Annotated in this window: 13 protein-coding genes and 2 pseudogenes; 7 read left to right on the forward strand and 8 right to left on the reverse strand. The window is 41.4% G+C overall.

The window, feature by feature from the left end:
* Nucleotides 1-83: 83 nt before the first annotated feature.
* Nucleotides 84-206: pseudogene (locus ABM313_RS06210) on the forward strand (long-chain fatty aldehyde decarbonylase); the annotation flags it as partial.
* Nucleotides 207-245: 39 nt separating this feature from the next.
* Nucleotides 246-4,022, forward strand: a complete 3,777-nt coding sequence (locus ABM313_RS06215) for a PAS domain-containing protein (protein WP_434686806.1) — start codon at nucleotides 246-248, stop codon at nucleotides 4,020-4,022.
* A gap of 354 nt (nucleotides 4,023-4,376) precedes the next feature.
* Here the strand turns inward: ABM313_RS06215 and ABM313_RS06220 are convergent, their stop codons facing one another.
* From ABM313_RS06220 to cysK, 4 genes are all read right to left on the reverse strand, one after another.
* A complete protein-coding gene (locus ABM313_RS06220; protein ID WP_434686807.1) occupies nucleotides 4,377-7,649 on the reverse strand; it encodes a PAS domain S-box protein in 3,273 nt (1,090 codons plus the stop codon).
* 101 nt (nucleotides 7,650-7,750) lie between these two features.
* A complete protein-coding gene (locus ABM313_RS06225; RefSeq protein WP_434686808.1) occupies nucleotides 7,751-8,773 on the reverse strand; it encodes a J domain-containing protein in 1,023 nt (340 codons plus the stop codon).
* Between the two features lie 228 nt (nucleotides 8,774-9,001).
* Nucleotides 9,002-9,436 (reverse strand): RrF2 family transcriptional regulator, encoded by a 435-nt coding sequence (locus ABM313_RS06230; protein WP_434686809.1) that lies wholly within the window; start codon nucleotides 9,434-9,436, stop codon nucleotides 9,002-9,004.
* Between the two features lie 133 nt (nucleotides 9,437-9,569).
* A complete protein-coding gene (gene cysK, locus ABM313_RS06235) occupies nucleotides 9,570-10,538 on the reverse strand; it encodes a cysteine synthase A (RefSeq protein ID WP_434686810.1) in 969 nt (322 codons plus the stop codon).
* A 169-nt stretch (nucleotides 10,539-10,707) separates the two neighbouring features.
* Here cysK and ABM313_RS06240 point away from each other — a divergent pair, with 169 nt between their 5' ends.
* A complete protein-coding gene (locus tag ABM313_RS06240) occupies nucleotides 10,708-11,280 on the forward strand; it encodes a Crp/Fnr family transcriptional regulator (RefSeq protein ID WP_434686811.1) in 573 nt (190 codons plus the stop codon).
* A complete protein-coding gene (locus ABM313_RS06245; RefSeq protein WP_434686812.1) occupies nucleotides 11,270-11,416 on the forward strand; it encodes a hypothetical protein in 147 nt (48 codons plus the stop codon). The genes ABM313_RS06240 and ABM313_RS06245 overlap by 11 nt, the downstream gene beginning before the upstream one ends.
* Nucleotide 11,417: 1 nt before the next feature.
* On the opposite strand, the gene ABM313_RS06250 is transcribed toward ABM313_RS06245, so the two are convergent.
* Both ABM313_RS06250 and ABM313_RS06255 read right to left on the reverse strand, forming a co-directional pair.
* The gene (locus ABM313_RS06250) at nucleotides 11,418-11,924 is read right to left on the reverse strand and encodes a YdeI/OmpD-associated family protein (protein WP_434686813.1); all 507 of its coding nucleotides are present in this window, start codon (nucleotides 11,922-11,924) and stop codon (nucleotides 11,418-11,420) included.
* 478 nt (nucleotides 11,925-12,402) lie between these two features.
* Nucleotides 12,403-13,410 (reverse strand): sulfate/molybdate ABC transporter ATP-binding protein, encoded by a 1,008-nt coding sequence (locus ABM313_RS06255; RefSeq protein WP_434686814.1) that lies wholly within the window; start codon nucleotides 13,408-13,410, stop codon nucleotides 12,403-12,405.
* Nucleotides 13,411-13,765: 355 nt separating this feature from the next.
* On the opposite strand from ABM313_RS06255, the gene ABM313_RS06260 reads away from it, so the two are divergent.
* A complete protein-coding gene (locus ABM313_RS06260; RefSeq protein ID WP_434688389.1) occupies nucleotides 13,766-14,539 on the forward strand; it encodes a prohibitin family protein in 774 nt (257 codons plus the stop codon).
* A gap of 46 nt (nucleotides 14,540-14,585) precedes the next feature.
* Here the strand turns inward: ABM313_RS06260 and ABM313_RS06265 are convergent.
* A pseudogene (locus tag ABM313_RS06265) lies at nucleotides 14,586-15,652 on the reverse strand (IS4 family transposase).
* Between the two features lie 266 nt (nucleotides 15,653-15,918).
* Here ABM313_RS06265 and ABM313_RS06270 point away from each other — a divergent pair.
* Nucleotides 15,919-16,323, forward strand: coding sequence for an MAPEG family protein (locus ABM313_RS06270; RefSeq protein WP_434686815.1), 405 nt, complete (start codon nucleotides 15,919-15,921; stop codon nucleotides 16,321-16,323).
* Between the two features lie 37 nt (nucleotides 16,324-16,360).
* On the opposite strand, the gene ABM313_RS06275 is transcribed toward ABM313_RS06270, so the two are convergent.
* Nucleotides 16,361-17,887, reverse strand: a complete 1,527-nt coding sequence (locus ABM313_RS06275) for a phosphomannomutase/phosphoglucomutase (RefSeq protein WP_434686816.1) — start codon at nucleotides 17,885-17,887, stop codon at nucleotides 16,361-16,363.
* Between the two features lie 465 nt (nucleotides 17,888-18,352).
* Here ABM313_RS06275 and ABM313_RS06280 point away from each other — a divergent pair, with 465 nt between their 5' ends.
* Nucleotides 18,353-18,805: a MarR family winged helix-turn-helix transcriptional regulator gene (locus ABM313_RS06280; RefSeq protein WP_434686817.1), complete on the forward strand. Its 453-nt coding sequence runs from the start codon at nucleotides 18,353-18,355 to the stop codon at nucleotides 18,803-18,805.
* Nucleotides 18,806-18,874 lie beyond the last annotated feature (69 nt).

Genomic DNA, 18,874 nt, shown 5'->3' on the forward strand with positions numbered 1-18,874 from the left:
CTGGGAATGAGACTGACAGCCCTTACTGAATGAAGAGATCGATTCCATAGTGTCAGTTTACACTAGAGGAGATTTGTTAATAATGTTTTGCGATCGCCGCTTATAATAACTATATCCCTATTGCCGATGATTTTGCCCGTAAAGTTACTGAATCAGTAGTTGCTAATGAATATCTCCATCTCAATTTTGGAGAAGTATCGCTCAAGGCAAAATTGTAAAAAATCTAAGGAATCCAATTTTTTACCATGCCATTAACCAATGCTGCTGAGCGTCATTTAGAAGACATTTTAGAGAGCATTACATCGCTATCTTTACAAATTAATAATGCCTCTAATTTGATTGATATGTTAAATATCACCGTCCAGCAGTCAAGGATGCTATTGGGTGGCGATCGCGCATTAATATATCAGTTTCTTCCTGATGGTGATGGCGTAGTGATGGCTGAGTCGGTGGGTGAAGGGTGGAAAGAAATTTTGGGGGAATTGATTGGTGATCCTTGCTTTCATAGCAAATATACTCAGCTTTATCAAGCAGGTCGATATAGTGCTATTGATGATACACATACTCAGCAGATCGAGCCATGTTATGCGGACTTATTAGCAAGGATGCAGGTGAGAGCAAATCTCGTCATGCCAATCTTGGTTGATGCACAACCATCAGCTTATTTATATGGTTTGCTAATAGTGCATCAATGCGATCGCCCCCGCCAATGGAAACCTCTAGAAATCAGTCTACTCCGCAACATTACAACTCAATTGGGTATTGTGCTAGGAAGTGCTAAATTTCAGTTGTCAATCACAAACCCAGCCAAAATTCCTGAGCAAACTACCCAACCAATATTTAACTTGGCAGAATATAGTCAAGTTTCGCCAGAACTACTCTGGAAAGATGTGCTACTGCAAACGCTGTCTGAGACATCCCCACTAGCTTTTTGGGTAGTGGACAATCGTACCGATAATATTCTCTACTTTAACCATTATTTTTGCGAGATTTGGAATATTGAGCATTTAGAGGCAAAAATGCAAAGTGGGGAACTCAAAAACAACGACATTATTCCTGATTGTATTCCCTTAATCGTTGATTTACCTGCTTTTATTGATTCCTGTAAACCTTTACAAAGTGAAGAAAATCGTATAGTCATTGAAGATGAAATTCAGTTTGTAGATAAGCGAACAATTCGCCGCTTTTCTAAGCAAATTCGCGATCTCCAAGATCGATACTTTGGCAGATTATATATCTTTGAAGATATAACTGAGCGTAAACAGAAAGAACACACCCTCAAAGTTGATGCCGAACGCAGACAATTTGCGATCGAAAGTAGTGGAGACGGCATCTGGGACTGGAACGTACAAACCAATGAGGTTTTCTTCTCTCATCGCTGGAAAGCTATGCTTGGGTTTGAAGATAGCGAAATTAGTAACGATTTTAGCGAATGGAATATTCGGGTTCATCCAGAAGATATCGAAATTGCCTATGCAGAAATTTTTAAGCATTTTCTTGGTGAAACCAGCCAATACGAGATCGAGCATCGTCTTCAATGCAAAGATGGTAGTTATAAATGGGTTTTGACAAGGGGTAAGATTTTTAGTCGCGCCGCTAATGGAGCGCCCTTGCGATTTCTGGGTACGCATGTAGACATTAGCGATCGCAAAAGGAGCGAATTGGCTTTACAAGAAAGTGAAGCACAACAACGTGCCATCCTTGAAGCTATACCAGATTTATTATTACGAGTCCATCGTGATGGTTCATGTCTAGATTTTATTGTTTCTTCGATTACCGATAAAAATCAGTTTGTACCTATTCAGCATCATCTATCAGAAGTCTTGCCAGCCGATTTGCTACAACGTCAACTCCAAGCCATTGAGCAGGCGATCGCAACCAATCAATTACAGATATATAAGCATCAACTTCTTAAATTTGGGAAACTTGCCTATGAGGAAGTACGAGTTGCCGCAATTAATAGCAATGAAGCACTAGTAATTGTTCGAGATATTACAGATCAGGTTGCATCAGCACAACGATTGGAGCAAATTTCCCGTCACGTCCCTGGGGTAATTTACCAATATCATCTTAGAACCGATGGTAGTTCATATTTTCCCTATGCGAGTCAAGGGATACGAGATATTTATGATGTATCTCCTGAAGATGTCTGTGATGATGCTTCTGTAGTTTTTTCGCGGATCTATCCAGAGGACTTAGAACTTGTAGTCAAAACGATTGCTGAATCATCGCAAAATCTAACGGTATGGCAATGTGAATATCGGGTGCATTTCAACGATGGGCGAATCAACTGGGTACAAGGTCGAGCCACTCCCCAACGTCAAGCTGATGGCAGTATTCTCTGGCATGGATATATTAATGAAATTACTGATCGCAAACTTGACGAATTAGCATTGAAGGATAGTAGGGAAAAACTGAGAGAAGCTTATGACGAGCAGAACGCACTATTTGCCGCTATGAGTGATGTGGTGTTAGTTCGTAATGCTGAAGGAAATTGCCTTAAAGTTGTTCCTACTAAAACTACAAATTTGCTAGCCACTCCTGAAGAAGTCATAAGCAAGTCCATTTATGAGCAACTTCCTCGGTCAATTGCTAGCATCATCGTGAAGGCAACTAGAGAAGCTTTAGAGACCAAAAAAATAGTCAACTGTGAATATAGTTTAGATATTTATGGAAAAGAAGTTTGGTTTGATGCCAATATCTCACCTGTATCCGAGGATCGAGTAATTCAATTTGCTAGAGATATTACGGAGCGCAAGCTAGTAGAATTAGAACTCGCAAAAGCAAAGGAAAATGCAGAAGCTGCAACAAAGGCTAAGAGCAAATTTCTGGCAAATATGAGTCATGAACTACGTACACCAATGAATGGGGTATTGGGTATCACAGAATTGCTTGCCTCAACTAATTTGACAGCAGAACAACAGAATCTTTTACAAATTATTCAACATAGTGGGAATACTTTAGTAGCGATCGTTAACGATATCCTTGATTTCTCTAAAATTGAAGCAGGGATGATGACCTTGGAAGCAAAGGAGTTTGTTTTAGATGATATTTTGTCGTCCATATGCAAGCTTTTGAACAAACAAGCCTTAGATAAACAGATCCAACTCAATTATGCGATCGCATCCCATCTTCCCAGCAAATTTATTGGCGATAGTACGCGATTACACCAAATCTTACTCAACCTAATTGGTAATGCAATTAAGTTTACGCAAAGTGGTCATGTAGCGATCTCTGTCAATGGTCAATCGCCTGCTGATCATCAAACTGAACCATACAAACTCACATTTAAAGTTCGGGATACAGGCATAGGCATTCAGCATGAATATCTAACGGAACTCTTTCAAGCCTTTACTCAAGCCGATGCTTCGATCAGTCGAAGATATGGTGGCACAGGGCTAGGCTTAGCCATTACCAAACGTTTAGTAGAATTGATGGGCGGAACAATCTGGGCGGAAAGCTTTGGTCATGTTGGTGGCAATCCACCGTTAAATTGGCTACCCACACTAGACTCACAAGGCTCTACTTTCTATTTTGCGATCGCTCTATTTACTAGCTCAGCAATTCATCAATCCCCAAAGTTAGATATATCTAAACTCCCAATTGATACTCAGATGGCTGAAAAACTTCCTCTACGCATTTTGTTAGTGGAAGATAACGTTTTCAATCAAAAGATTGCTAGCCTAACCCTTGAAAGATTGGGATATCAAGCTGATATCGCTAATAATGGATTAGAAGCTCTAAACCTAGTCCAACAAAAAAATTACGATCTGGTGTTAATGGATGTGCATATGCCAGAAATGGATGGCTTGACTGCCACCAAACTAATTCGTCACAGTATCAAATATAAACCTTGGATAGTAGCCATGACTGCTAATGTCTTACCAGAAGATCGCCAAGCTTGTTTTAAAGCAGGAATGAATGACTATCTGAGTAAGCCATTCAAAATTCAAGATATAGTTCAAATATTTTCTACTTACATCCAAAGTGAGGAAGGCGATTCCACCTTACTGGGTTTTTGATCGGATTACATCAAGTCACCCAAAAGTCGGAGATTTGAACGGCTTTATACAACATCAACAATCAAAAAAGCAGAAATCATCGAAGGCATCGTAAACGTGGCATCTCTCCACAGATCTCTAATACCAATTCACGAAAGTGTTGCAACACTTTTGTGAATTAAAAACCAAACCCAGTAAGGGTTTTAAAAACGCAAAATGGCTACGCCATTTTGTGCTTTGGTATAACACCTGTACCGCAATAATTAAACTCAAAAGAGTTAGCTAGTACAAAACCCAATAAATGAGTTGTGGCGCGAAGCGCCACAACTCATTTATTGGGTTTTATGTCCTAAGCAAACCTTGCTTTGCTATAAATCATTTTAGACCTGAAACTAGCTGAATAATCTCTCGTATATTAACGGGTTTACTGATGTAACCATCCATACCCGCATCGAAACAGACTTGCCGATCTTCGGGCAGTACATTAGCGGTCATAGCAACAATCCGCAGGTGAGAATTTTCGGAACTTTGACGAATCAATTTTGTTGCTATTAATCCATCCATTACAGGCATTTGGATATCCATGAGGATTAAGTCATAGGAATGAACTTGAACTGCTTGTAAAGCTTCTATGCCATTTTTAGCTAAATCTGTTTGATAACCTAATCTTTCAAGGAAGGTGGTGGCAATTATCTGGTTAAATGAATTATCTTCCACTAATAAAATTTGTAAGGGAAATTTTTCCGCTAATTGGGGATCGATCGCAAGGGGTACATTTGAAGATAGTTGCATCTGATCGATCTCATCTTTCTCGATTTCAGAAGTTGAGATATCGATCATAAAATGGAATATTGAACCTTGGGTTGAACATTCGGTAGATGCTTCCGAACTCCAATCTATGCTTGGATTGCCACCGATTCGACCAAAACTTTCTACCCAAATCGTACCACCCAACAATTCCACAAGGCGCTTACTGATAGCTAAGCCCAGTCCCGTGCCCCCATATTTGCGGTTAATGGAGACATCAGCTTGAGTAAATGGTTGAAATAATTGGTCGATCTGATCGCCCTGAATGCCAATACCTGTATCCGCGATCGCAAACTTTAGTATGTGGTTGCTGCTTGATGGAGTACTTGATAAAGTGATTGAAACTGTCACAGCACCGCTTTGAGTGAATTTAATGGCGTTACCGATAAGATTTAGCAAAATTTGCCGCAGACGGAGGCGATCGCTACAAATCGTAGTCGGAACATTAGGGGAGATCACATATTGGAGGTTAATTTGCTTAGCGATTGCTTGACTATTTAAGAGTTGGCAAACCCAACTGATTAGCTCTTCTAAGTTAAATTCCCATTTTTCTATGACTAACATTCCCGATTCTATTTTTGAGAAGTCAAGAATATCATTAATTATGTTTAAAAGTGTATCCCCACAATCTTTAATCGTTTTCACAAAATTCGCTTGTTCATGATCCATCTCCGTAGTTTCCAGCAGTTGCACCATCCCTAACACACCATTCATAGGAGTACGAATTTCATGGCTCATATTAGCCAAAAATGCACTTTTGGCTCTAGTAGCTTCTTCTGCTGCTTCTTTCGCTTTGAGTAGTTCTATTTCAGCGTGTTTACGAATGGTAATATTAGCGATGCGAGCCAGACTAAAATGTCGTTCTCCAAAATTAATTCTCTTAAGCAAAAGATCTCCCCAAAATTCATGTCCTTTGAAAGTGACATATTCCAACTCTAACTGGCAAAATCCTTTTTGGTCAACTTCTTGATTAATCCATGCAATTTCTTTTGCTGTTAGAGTGTGCTTGTGAAGTTTGCCACCCACGATGTTAAGTAACTGGTTTTTATGATCTGCTTCAAATAGTTCGATGGCTTGTTGATTGCAGTCAAATATGAGCGAAGTCCTACTATCGAGTAAGAACAGTGCGTCGGTGGATTCATTAAAAAGTAGTTCTCGTAGATCGTGGCTGTAGATTAACTCCTGTTCCAGTTTCTTGCGATCGCTAATATCGCGAATCAGGATCGTGGCTTCATTGTCTCCACTGACAACAATTCGAGCCTCCTCGTAATGAATTTCGCCATTGATCAAAATTTGGTATTCATGGAATTGAATTTCTCCAGTTTGAAATGCTTTTTCGATATAATACAGACGTTGTTGTGCAAGTTCTGGGGCAAGTACATCCAATATATTTTTACCAAGCATTTGTGCAGGAGGAACTGCAAACTCAATCTCATCAGAGGCAATTGCATCTAAATAGAAACCATCACGGCTCACACGTAAAATGATATCGGGAATTGCGTCGATCAAGGCTTGATTGATGGCAACAGCTTGCCGTAGATTTTCTTCGGTTTGTTTTTGCTCACTCAGGTCAATATCTAAACAATAGAGTTCCTGTTCTCCTTCAGTGTTAGTCAACATTAAGTGACTAGAATAAACTGTTACTCTGGAACCATCTTTACGAATTAAGTTCAGTTCATCGGCTGGAATAAGCTGCCCATTTATAAGCCAATTTTGAATTGCATCAATTACACCTTGTCGCATTTCTGGAGGGAAAACCAGATCCTCAAGTTGCTGACCGATTGCCTCGGCTTTGGTATAACCATAAAGATGTTCACTTGCATCATTCCAGTAAATTACTTGCCGTTCACGGTTGTAACCTTGGACTGAGATTTTTGGGGTAGACTCAAATAGGTTGCGAAATCTCTGCTCACTTTTTTCTAACAAGCCTGCGGCTTGTTTGCGATCGCTAATATCTGTCAAAATCCCATTCCAAATAATTGCCCCATTTTCTTCCTGATGAGGAATGGATTTTCCTAAAACCCACTTAATTTTTTCGTTAGCAGTTTGAATGCGAAATTCAAAATCCCAAGGTTCTAAAGTCTGAGCCGAAATAGCAATGGATTGCTGTAATAATTCCCAATCTTCAGGAAAAATCAAGTCCCAGATGACTTGGATATCGTTAATGGCATGTTCTGGAGAAATCCCTGCTAATTCTTGAATGCCCTGACTCACGAATGGCATACTGAATTCTCCTTCGGGGCTGAGTTGAAATTGGTAAACAGCACCTGGTATCGCATCGGTGAGATTGCGTAGCTTGATTTCACTCTCTTGCAAGGCTACCTCAGCTTGATTGCGTTTGGCTTCATTATTTAGGCGATCGCTAATATCCTGAAAAGTGGCGATCTCATAAACAACCTGTCCCTGCTGATCAAAAATTGGCGTAGTTATCACTTCTAAAGGCACAACGCGATCACGACAATGAAACTCTAAATTTCTAACTTGAATAGCTTCTCCTGCAAAGGCGCGACTACTGGATAAGTCTTGAATCGGATAGGGTTCTTTAGTGCCTGCACTATATGGTTGGAAAAATTCTGAAAGGCGATCGGTTTCGGATTCTGAGTATTGATTAGTACCGAGTAGCGATCGCCCTATATTATTGATATAAATTAGTTGCCCTATTGCGTCATGAACAGCAATTCCCATTGGTGTCGCATCTAAAAATTGGATCAGACGGCTTTCGTTGACCGCCAAAGAAGCATTAGCGACCAGTGAAGCTAAAAGACGTTTGACATTAGTTGGTGTGTTTTCCCAATCTTCTGGAGAAATCTGCTCAGACCCTAAAGGAGACTGTTTTCCCATAACTACAACATAGACAAGCTTGCTTCAATTTATTCATTGTATAGCTAATGACATGCCAGTCAAGAATTAGCGGTGTGGGTTTCTAGCGATACACCTAATATTTAAGCCTGAAATTGTGATAGAAATTCTAGCATCAACTCTTCTTCCGACATTTGCTGCTGCATCAGTGCCGATGGACTTCTCAAAAACTCTTGGATAGTAATGCGGCGATCGCGGAAATCAATCACAAACTGATGTAGCTGTTCAACAACATTGACATGAGCCTCTACCTCACGTAAAGCCTCCCCAATAGGATCACCGCCATACTTAGTGATCTTCTTAAAAACGGCAGTCATTTCACCTTGCTGAGTCTTTTTCGTAAGTTTTAATTGTTGCTTGATAGTTGCAAGTTGCTCTTTAAGAAAAGCATTTTCTGACTCTACCTTGGCGCAATGACGGGTCAGATCATCAGAACTATCGCGATCAATTACAGACTCTAACTCTTGCTGTTTTTCGATCGCCAAAAGTCGAGCTAAATCAGCATTTTGATAAGCCAGATTAATTTCCTTCATAATCTCAGTGCGATATTCCTTCTCATCTGTATCAGTAACCTTATCAGGATGAAAGCTTTCGGCTAAGCGTAAAAAAAGCTGACGAATCTTTTTTAGTTCGTCACGATCAGGCTTGTTGATATCTTCCGTAAATTCATGATGAGACCGTCCCTTATAATTGTTTTCATGACTATCCCCAGCCTCATCAACCTCAAACACCTCACGCTCAAAGGATATTTGCTGAGGACTGATCAGACCATTTGCTTGGAGATAGTAATAAACCGACTCAATATCTTTACGTGACTTCTTACCTAGTTTCCGACCAGTAAAGATTTCTTTAAATACCTCATGGATTTGGCGATCAAGTTTGAATATTTTCTGCCGAAAAGGAGCAATACGTTGCGCGATTTGAATGCTAACTTCTTGAATGCTATCGTTCAGCTTATTTAACTTGGTACGGCTAGACTCGATTTGTTTGATCAGTTTGTCATTTTCCTTTTCCAAGAAGTTGAGACGAACACGTAGGTCAGATAGTCCAAGCTCACTTTTAGCGGAAGAAGTCTTAGTATGAGAGGTGTTAGGTTTTCGCGCCATAGAAATTAGGAGGACTAAGAGTCAAAGTTGACATCCATCAGAATCGTACCATCAGTTGCTCGATAGATAAACCAAATAGTGTGAGGCGGCGCGAAGCGCCGCCTCACACTATTTGTACAGGTGACCATAGCTATAGGACTGCACCCCGAAATAGTGAAACAAACATGGCTCTACAACTTCCCAAAGAAAAGAGGAGGCGCTTAGCGCCTCCTCTTTTCTTTGGGAAGTTTAAATGTAGAACATTATACCTGAACGTTTTTTCTCCTCACATTTTCTCACTAAGTCCTCTAAAGTATGATTACTCAATACATCAGCAGCTCCTTTTCTCGCAAGCTCGCGCATATCTAGAATTACAGACTTCTCAGGTGTAGTTAGGTTATCATTTTGAGATTCTCTATAGTCATTACCATTAAGAGCAATCACGACATCAATAATTTTAATTTGCCAAGGTTCCTGAGCAAGGTGATAGCCTCCTTTGGCTCCCCTCTGACTAGTAATAATACCTGCTCGCCTTAGCATTCCCATGACTTGATCGAGATAGCGAATAGGAATATTTTGACTATGAGCAATTTCATTAACAGAAATGGGTTGTCCTTGTCCATGCCGTATCGCTAGTTGTATTAGTGCGATACAGGCGTAATCGACCTTACAAGATAGTTCCATATAAGTTTTCTAAACTATGATTGACCTAGAGATGGCTGTTAGAGATTCGCAGTAAAATAAGAATCCAGTTTTTTGATGGTGCGGCAAAGCCGCACCATCAAAAAACTGGATTCTTTATTAAGTTAGAAAGCTCTTATCTAGTGGTAGTTGAACCTGAAGTTGCAAATTCAGGCTCTTGGAATAGAGGGGTACTGAGATAGCGCTCACCAAAACTTGGTTGAACCACCACAATTAAATGATCGCGATTTTCTTCACGCTTACCCACAGCGATCGCTGCCGCAAGAGCCGCCCCTGACGAAATCCCTGATAGCAAGCCTTCCTCATGGGCTAGGCGACGACCATAGACGATCGCCTGATCATCGGCAATGCCAATGACCTCATCAATCAAATCCGTGCGTAAAACTTGAGGGATAAATCCCGCGCCAATTCCCTGAATCCGATGCGCCCCCGGTGTACCGCCTGCCAACACAGGACTATTTAATGGCTCTACCGCGATCGCCTTAAAACTCGGCTTACGTTGCTTGATTATTTCTGCAACTCCCGTAATTGTGCCGCCAGTACCCACCCCCGCAATCACAATATCCACTTCACCATCAGTATCATTCCAAATCTCTTCGGCTGTAGTACGACGATGTACAGCAGGATTTGCAGGATTATTAAACTGTTGCAACATATAGGCGTTGGGCGTAGAACTAGCGATTTCTCCAGCCCGCCGAATCGCACCCCGCATCCCCTCGCTAGCAGTAGTCAACTCTAGCTCTGCACCATAGGCTCTGAGCATGGCACGACGCTCTAGACTCATGGTTTCAGGCATGGTCAAAATCAAGCGATAGCCCTTAGCCGCAGCCACCATAGCTAAGGCAATTCCTGTATTACCCGAGGTTGGCTCTACCAAGATTGTTTTGGCAGGACTAATCAAGCCTTGCGCCTCTGCATCTTCAATCATCGCTAAACCGATACGATCCTTAACTGATGAAGAAGGATTAAGACTCTCCAATTTCAAAACAATTTTGGCAAGAGAACCATCTTTTTTCGGGATATTATTTAGGGCGACGAGGGGTGTACCACCGATGAGTTGCGTGATATTTTGAGCAATTTTCATAAAACTTTATTTAGGGTTGTTTGGGGTTGTTTGGGGTGAGGATACCGTAGAGAGCCAAAAGTGGAGATTAACAAAATACGGTAACTTCGCGGGAATACCGTACTTAGTAAGATACAATACTTTTCAACGTAATACAAATAAAATCTACTGTTTGTCGATAGGGTATGTGATGATTTATCTTGAAAAGACCACTGGCATTACCTATAAGCGTCGTGACATGCTGCCCCGCAAAACTAACTATCTCTGGAAAATTGATTCGGGGGTAGTGCGATCGCTCACATGGAATGAGGATGGTCAAGTAATTTGCTCAGGGTTATGGGCTGAGGGCGATCTCATTGGCAGTGAATTATCTAACTTGCATCCCTATGAAATGGAATGCTTAACTGATGTGCAGTTAACCGAAATCCCGCGATCGCAGTGGGGAGATCATGTCGATACAATCATTCGCCGCAATCAAACCAGTGAGTTTTTGTTAAAGATTTCCCATAGCAGAGCTAAGGATGAGGCTTTAAGGTTGTTATTAGCTTGGTTAACTGATCGCTTTGGTGAAGATGATCAACGGCATGGCAAGTTGATTAGTCTGCAACTAACCCATCAAGAAATCGCGGAATTAATTGGTTCTACTCGTGTCACGGTCACGCGCATTATTAATGATCTTGAGAAGATTGGTTTCTTATCTCGCAAAGGTCGCAAGCTCAGATTTTTGGCAGAGTCTACTGAACAATGGCACTATGAGATTTAAACAGGAAGAATGGCGCTCTACTCACTATTCTCAGATTGCCGTTCCACTGATCATAGCTGTACTCAGCCAAAATCAGGGAGAGTTGCGGCGCGAAGCGCTGCAACTCTCTGTTGTCATTACAGGGTTGGGATACTAATTTAGGGCAGTCTGTCTGTATCATTCCAATTCCCAAACATTTTATTAATTGCAGTTTTATTCACAAAATTCTGAAGTCTTCGCTCAAACTCAGTTCTATTTTTACGCACTTCTTCAATATAGCCAATACGCACCCGACGATATAGATCGGGAAATTTAAGAAAGTTAGACCAGACATCAGGGTTTTCTCTCAAGACTTCTAGGATATCTTCAGCGATAACAAACTCAGCATTTAGGTCTGGAAGTACTGCTCTTCCAGCCTCAGTCATCAATCCTAAATTAATCAGGCGGCGAGCGCGTGCTTTATTTAACTCTGTCCAGTTACTTCGTTTCTTTCGTGGGGTAAATCTTTGCGCAAGTTCATAAGATGAGAATCTTTTTTGGATGCCATCAATCCATCCAAAGCAAATCGCCTCTTCTACTGCGTCAAGATAGTTGACTGTTGGATGTTCGGGACGATTGTCGAATAATAACCAAATTTCTGTAAGGGATTGATGGTTTTTGTTCAACCAATCTCTCCACGTAGATCTGTCTTGTAACTTTATAGTTTTGGTAATTTCCATTCTTGCTAAACTATTTGCTGCATAAGTAGCTCAACTTAATTAAAACCCAAAACCGAGAAGTTTGTTCCGCCCGCTACGCGGGCGGAACAAACTTCTCGGTTTTTAGTTTACTTACTGATGTTACGTGGAAGAAATTCCTGTTATAGCAAAGGTCTAGGGCTGGCACGGGGGCCCAGCCCCTACAGTAACCTCTAAATTTTGAGGTAGGGGCAATGCCCCCGTGCTTGCCCTGCTTCGCTAGCAGCAAGAGGTCTACCATCTAAGTTCCACGTAACATCAGTTACTTATGTCTAGCTACTTAATACCAATTCACAAAAGAGTGTCAACACTTTTGTGAATTAGAAATCAAACCCGATAAAGATTTGAAGAACACACAATAGCTATGCCATTTTGTGTTTTAGTGCATGATAAGGTTCTGATCTGTTTAAGCAACTTCGGCAAAGATCTTAGTTTTTAGAGGTTTGACATAGACTTCTTTTTGAGGATAGAGGGAGAGGCTGTCAAAGCGATCACGCTCTAACTTCACGATTAACTTTTGGTTGTCAGGCAAAACTAATTCTGCTTGACCTTCCCAACCAAGATTAAAGGCATAGCTCACGGTTGCAGGGACAAAGGTTTCTGCTGGCTCAGATCTAATTGCAACATCATGAGGACGCAAGAATACTTGAAGATGATCGGCGATGTCCAGATCGGGGAAGTGGCGCTTGGCTCTGGAGATAACATTGGTTTCCCCGATAAAACGCATCACAAATTCGGATGCTGGTTGATCATAAATTTCAGCAGGTGTGCCAATCTGTTCCACTCTGCCATTGTTCATAATCACCACACGATCGGCAACTTCCATCGCTTCCTCTTGGTCATGGGTGACAAAAATAGTGGTCACATGGACTTGTTCATGAAGTTGACGGAGCCATGTGCGGAGTTCCTTACGAACTTTGGCATCTAACGCTCCGAAGGGTTCATCGAGTAGAAGCGTCTTGGGTTGGGCGGCTAGCGATCGCGCAAGGGCTACCCGTTGACGCTGACCGCCTGATAGCTGCGATGGATAGCGATCGCCTAATCCTCTCAGTTGGATTAAATCCAGCAATTCATCAACTTTTTGTTTAACTAAGGCTTTGGATGCTTTCCGAATGTTTAACCCGAAAGCAATATTGTCACGCACGGTCAAATGTTTAAACAAGGCATAGTGCTGGAAGACAAAACCGATCTGACGTTCTTGCACAGAGCGAAAAGTTGCGTCTTCATTTTCAATCCAAACCTGACCGCGATCGGGAGCCTCTAAACCAGCCATAATTCTCAAAAGAGTTGACTTACCTGAACCTGATGGTCCTAGCAAAGCCACCAGAGAATCACTCTCTACTTTCAGACTAACGTTATCAACTGCTAAAAAATCGCCAAACTGCTTGGTAATATCTTGAACCAGAATGCTCATTGTGACTCACAGCATCAAAATCATGGAACTTTAGCTGTAACCAGAAGATGAGTGGCGGCGCGAAGTGCCGCCACTCATCTTCTTCGTCCTAAGACAAATGCAGACAGCTATAAAACATTTCTAGCATTAAAAATACGTTATGTCTATGTATTTACCGTAGATTATACGGTAAACTACAGTGAATTAGCCCCGTTTCTACTAGATATTTGCTAAATATTTGCTAAATACCAACATGCAAACTCCTGAACAAACCCCTAAAATCTCCCCAAAACCATTGCAGCTTAATCAACAAATTAATCGTCAACGCGATCGCCAAGTTGCTGATTTTGCCATGTTTCAATTTGTGGCAGGACTTATGATCTTGACGGCATTCGTTTGTTGCTTTTTTGTGGTGATTAATGCAGGAGAGCGCGGGGTTTTGATGCAGTTTGGTCAAGTACAGCCACAGGTATTAGAGGAAGGGATTCATCCCATTATCCCGATCGCCCAAACCGTTAAGAAAATGAGTGTGCGCGTTCAAAAGCAAGAAATTACTGCCGAAGCGTCATCTAAGGATTTGCAAGAGGTTTTTACCGATGTGGCGCTAAATTGGCACATTTCACCGAATCACGCTAATACGATCTATCAACAAATTGGCGATAAGTTAGCAATCATCGATCGCATTATTGATCCTGCTGTCGAAGAGGTTTTGAAGGCAGTGATGGCGAAATATACTGCGGAAGAAATCATCACAAAACGTGGCAATGTCAAGGATGAAGTGGACACTTTGCTCACTAATCGGCTGTCGGGTTACAACATTACTGTTGATGATATTTCCCTAGTGCATGTGCATTTTTCGCCCAAGTTTCGTGATGCAGTCGAAGCGAAGCAAATTGCTGAACAGGAGGCAAAGCGGGCGGATTTTATTGCCCTGAAAGCGATCAAAGAAGCGGAAGCAAAGGTGAATCTCGCACGCGGTGAGGGAGAATCCCAGCGTATTTTGCGGGAGACGTTATCGCCTGAGTTATTACAAAAACAGGCGATCGATAAGTGGAATGGAACTCTCCCCTTAATCGTGGGAGAAAGCAATACTAAATTATTGGATATTAATCGCTTGATAGAAAGTAATCTTCCTAAAGGTTTGCCCTAAAAGAGAAGGTGGCGCGAAGCGCCACTTTCTCTTTTAACTGCCAAAGCTAAGTACAGGACAAAAAATTAATGGAGTTGAAAAAGTCAACAGAATTGAGGTGTAAGTCAAAGACGATAAGACGAAGGAAATCAAAACCAAGACGAAAAATACTCTTAGGTAAGCGACCATGCTTTTTAGGTTTGAGAGGATTGAGTAAGAATTGCCAAAGCCCAGAAGAAAAACACCAACACAAAGCAAGAGCAAGTAAAGCCATGAGTTTAGAAGGCTTCTCTGCGTCCTGAAGATGAGAGGATTCTAGACAAAAGCCACGGGATTTAAAACAACCAAACAAAGTCTCAATGCCCCAATGCTTAGCATAGTCAGCAATAGCAGTATAAGGAGCATGGTCAGTAGCTAAGATCAACAAATCACATCACCATCCTCTAGGCGCATTGCTGCAATATAAAGCCAATGTCCCCAAATTTGCCTACGTTTGCACAACAACCTAAATTCACCAATCTGGAGGTCTTGAAAACAAACTTCAGCCCGCAGTTGTTTTTGCCCATCGTCAAGCAAAGTGTTTTTACGAATGCGGATTCTAAATGGGGTACATGGCTCACACCGCAAATAGTCAAACCATTCTTCCCCCACAAATTCACGATCTGCGGTCAAAAAGTCGATTTTACGGTCTGCAAATATTTCTAGAAATCGATTCCACAGTTCACATCGTTCGCGGGTGTTAGAGTTGCCTTTTTTATCTAGCATTATCCATACCAATGAGAAAGCGATTCCATGATGCACTACTCCTAGAGTCAGCACGTTGAAAACTGTCTTGCCAAACTGCCAATTGGTGCGGTCAATTGAGATTACCCATGGTTCGGGTATCTGCATTACTTTAACGACAGTTACGGCAATGCTTTCATAATCCACTTCAAACTCGCGGAAGAATCTTTGTAGCCTTTTGTAGTGTGATGCAACTTTGGCTGTGCCGTTAAATCCTGTCGCGATTTCGGCTAGGTTTACTGTCCTTACTCGTATTAGCGCGATCAGGAATGTGCACACAAATGCCAGTCTTGCTGCATTCCATTGCAGATGCTGCTGCAACATTTCTCGGAATAGGTTAATCTCTTTGATAGGGGTTTTATGGTTGATGTGCTTATCTTTTATAAAAAACCTTTCTCTCTACTTTTGCAATTTTTTGTCCTGTACTTAGACAATTGATTAAAAAACACTATGAACGAAATCAACGAACCAGAATTAGTTTTTTCTTAAAACTTAGTCACTGTTTAAGTTGGGAAACAGGCGATTAGTCGTTGGGTAGGATTTTAGTTATATAGAGCCGATTCAAGGCTTATAGTCTTAAAATAGGAGAAGTTTTAAATTGGTTGACTAAACCCACAATGAATTTGACTTTTTCTTCATCACAGATATTGTTATACGGTATTGCGATCGCGGCGGGACTAGTATATTTGCCTTATATCCTTGTTGCCTACGGACGAGTGAGTGTTGGCTATGACGTAAACGCACCAAGAGCCATGTTCGATCGCTTACCTGATTATGCCAAACGCGCTACATGGGCGCACCAAAATTCCTTTGAAGTATTTGCCTTATTCGCGGCAGCGGCTCTCACTGCCTATGTTAGTAATGTGGCTTCCGATCAAACTTCGCTTTATGTATTTGTTTTTTTGGCAGCAAGATTTTTGTTTAGTTTGTTTTATGTTCTCGACTTGCCTTGGTTGCGATCGCCGATGTGGGCAGTTAGCATGGTCTGCATTGGTGGATTATTTTCCGCAAGCCTTTTCTAGATAAAATAAAAAAAGCTGCCCAATGGGCAGCTTTTTTTTATTTCTGGAATGCCGAAAGATCTAATCCGTCAACGGGTTGCAAGAAAGCGAATAATCGATTTGTAATCTTGGCAACGCCACCTTGAATATTCGATTCAATATTTAAAGGCATTACAGGATCATGTAATGAGAGTCGTAGTAGAAACCAGCCATTCTCATCATCATCAGTACAGGAAACACGAATACCTTCATAATTATTCGGTACGATCTGCCAATCGGTTTGGCTGGAGGAAAAGTCTTGTAAATCTTTAATGACCTTCTCTCCTAAAGATTTAAAATCCTCTACCAGCATTTTGATACGAAACTCTTCGCTTTCGACTGGCTCTTGTAAGTTGGCAATTAAATCGGTGAGCGATTTTCCTGCTAATTTGGATTTGGCTAATTCAATCAAGAGCTTACTTACCAAATAAGCGCCATCATCAAGGAAATAGTTCTCCTTCATTGCGCCATGCCCTGAAGTCTCGATCGCTAGCCAAGACCCTTGCCCTGACTGATTAAGACGGATTGACTCATTGATCACATTTTTGTACCCACGCTTGAAGCGATGATGCCCACCTTGCAAATCTTCGGTAATGAATTTAGCCAGTCCATCGGAAGTTATGGAATCAGTGACAATAGCTGAGTTAGGATGCTCCTTGAGGACGATCGCAGAAATAAGCGCAATCAAGCGATTACGATTTAGCTCTTTGCCAAATTGATCGACCGCCGCACTGCGATCGACATCAGTATCAAAAATAATTCCAAAATCTGCTTGATGTTTAATAACTGCTTCACAAATGGAAGCCATTGCGACTTTATCTTCAGGATTGGGAACATGATTGGGAAATGTACCATCGGGATCGAGAAATTGGCTGCCTGTAATATCTGCGCCGAGAGGCTCTAAGACTTTACTAGCATAGAATCCGCCAGCACCGTTACCTGCATCGACGATAATTCTTAAGCCCTGAAGTGGTTGTTCGTAATGGTCAGGATGATTGACCGCTTCACGAATTTTGGTGACAAATTGGTTTGCATAGACTGAGATAAAATCATGCTTGGTGATATTTCCTTGAGAGGTGGAAGTCGCAAATTCATTCTTCTCGGCAAGATTAAGAATATCCGTAATATCTTTTTTCTCTAAGCCACCCTGAGCCGTAAAAAACTTTAAGCCATTGCGATTGAAGGGTAGATGACTTGCCGTGAGCATAATTGCGCCATCACAGTTAAAGCCATCGGTAACTGTACTCATAAACATCGCTGGTGTCGATGCGATCGCAAAGTCATACACCTGACTGCCGAGGGAGGTTATTCCTTCCATTACTGCTTGCATTAACTCCGCGCCTGATAGCCGACTATCGCGCCCTACGGAAATAAGTAAGTCTGAGGTAGGTTTGTCTAGTTTCTGAGATAGCCAAATTGCAAAAGATTGTCCGAGGATTTTGGCAATGGCAGGAGTTAGGTTTACATCTTCATTGGGTACGCCTGCGATCGCTACGCCACGAATATCTGAGCCATTTTGCAGCTTTTTCCAATTGAAATCTTGCATCGTTATCTTGCTTTCATACGCTACTACTAAGTAGTTCAGCATAAGTAAACTAAAAACTTGCTTGTGTCGCCCACATAGTGGGCGACACAAGCTCTGTTTTTTTGTTTAACGATGCCGAACTAATTAAGTAGTCTAAGGTTCTAATCCCAAGACTATATAGATCGATATTATTTATCCATATTTCGAGCTAGCTTTAGCAATATGGGATTGTGTGCCCGCTTTGGGAATGTATTTAAGCCCCCTAAATTTCCCAATTCTGGGGGACTTTGAAAATTCTTGTTCCCCCAGAATTGGGGGCTAGGGGGCGATTAATTGTTGACTTAGTTAGGTTTTATGACTTGAGTGTCATAGCTTTATGGAGGTGGGGATGAGGGTTCCACGTAACGACAGTAGGAATTGTAGTGCGATCCGCTGTCATTCCTTAATTATAATATTACTAATCAAAATAGTTCTAATGAGAATCAAATGACCTCAACGCAGAATAAATCTGTTCAAGCTGCCCATGAAGCCTTTATCCCCACAATGCGCGAGTTAGTTAGAACCTATCAAGCATTGTCGGCTTATTCTGAAACACATATCCGCCAATTTGATCTTACGCCTGCTCAGTTTGATGTTATTGCTTCCCTTGGTAATACCAATGGCATGAATATGGGGGAGTTAGGCGAAAAAACTTTAATTACTAAAGGGACTTTGACTGGGGTAATCGATCGCCTAATTCAAAAAGAATTAGTAACCAGAGAAACACCCTTAGATAACCGTCGCTGTGTGAACGTGCAATTAACGACAAAGGGACAAGAGGTTTTCGAGCAGGTCTTTCCAGCTCATATTGCTCATATTAAAGAAAGGTTCGAGAAACTTGAACCTTCAGAACTAGAGTTACTTAAGGTTTTACTCAGTCGTCTTAGACAGGCTTTTTAAAGATGAGTTGCTGGGCGAAGTGCAGCAACTCATCTTTTTGAGCTATTGACAACCTAAATTACAGGCACT

Source organism: Pseudanabaena minima str. Chao 2107 (assembly GCF_051131155.1).
In the GTDB taxonomy this organism is placed as follows: domain Bacteria; phylum Cyanobacteriota; class Cyanobacteriia; order Pseudanabaenales; family Pseudanabaenaceae; genus Pseudanabaena; species Pseudanabaena minima.

What these genes read in the sequence shown, in the direction of transcription:
- ABM313_RS06240 (WP_434686811.1), top strand. Translation starts at nt 10,708, where the DNA reads ATGATTTATCTTGAAAAGACCACTGGCATTACCTATAAGCGTCGTGAC.
- ABM313_RS06215 (WP_434686806.1), top strand. Translation starts at nt 246, where the DNA reads ATGCCATTAACCAATGCTGCTGAGCGTCATTTAGAAGACATTTTAGAG.
- ABM313_RS06270 (WP_434686815.1), top strand. Translation starts at nt 15,919, where the DNA reads ATGAATTTGACTTTTTCTTCATCACAGATATTGTTATACGGTATTGCG.
- ABM313_RS06255 (WP_434686814.1), bottom strand. Translation starts at nt 13,410, where the DNA reads ATGAGCATTCTGGTTCAAGATATTACCAAGCAGTTTGGCGATTTTTTA.
- cysK (WP_434686810.1), bottom strand. Translation starts at nt 10,538, where the DNA reads ATGAAAATTGCTCAAAATATCACGCAACTCATCGGTGGTACACCCCTC.
- ABM313_RS06260 (WP_434688389.1), top strand. Translation starts at nt 13,766, where the DNA reads ATGATCTTGACGGCATTCGTTTGTTGCTTTTTTGTGGTGATTAATGCA.
- ABM313_RS06275 (WP_434686816.1), bottom strand. Translation starts at nt 17,887, where the DNA reads ATGCAAGATTTCAATTGGAAAAAGCTGCAAAATGGCTCAGATATTCGT.
- ABM313_RS06225 (WP_434686808.1), bottom strand. Translation starts at nt 8,773, where the DNA reads ATGGCGCGAAAACCTAACACCTCTCATACTAAGACTTCTTCCGCTAAA.
- ABM313_RS06220 (WP_434686807.1), bottom strand. Translation starts at nt 7,649, where the DNA reads ATGGGAAAACAGTCTCCTTTAGGGTCTGAGCAGATTTCTCCAGAAGAT.
- ABM313_RS06245 (WP_434686812.1), top strand. Translation starts at nt 11,270, where the DNA reads ATGAGATTTAAACAGGAAGAATGGCGCTCTACTCACTATTCTCAGATT.
- ABM313_RS06230 (WP_434686809.1), bottom strand. Translation starts at nt 9,436, where the DNA reads ATGGAACTATCTTGTAAGGTCGATTACGCCTGTATCGCACTAATACAA.
- ABM313_RS06280 (WP_434686817.1), top strand. Translation starts at nt 18,353, where the DNA reads ATGACCTCAACGCAGAATAAATCTGTTCAAGCTGCCCATGAAGCCTTT.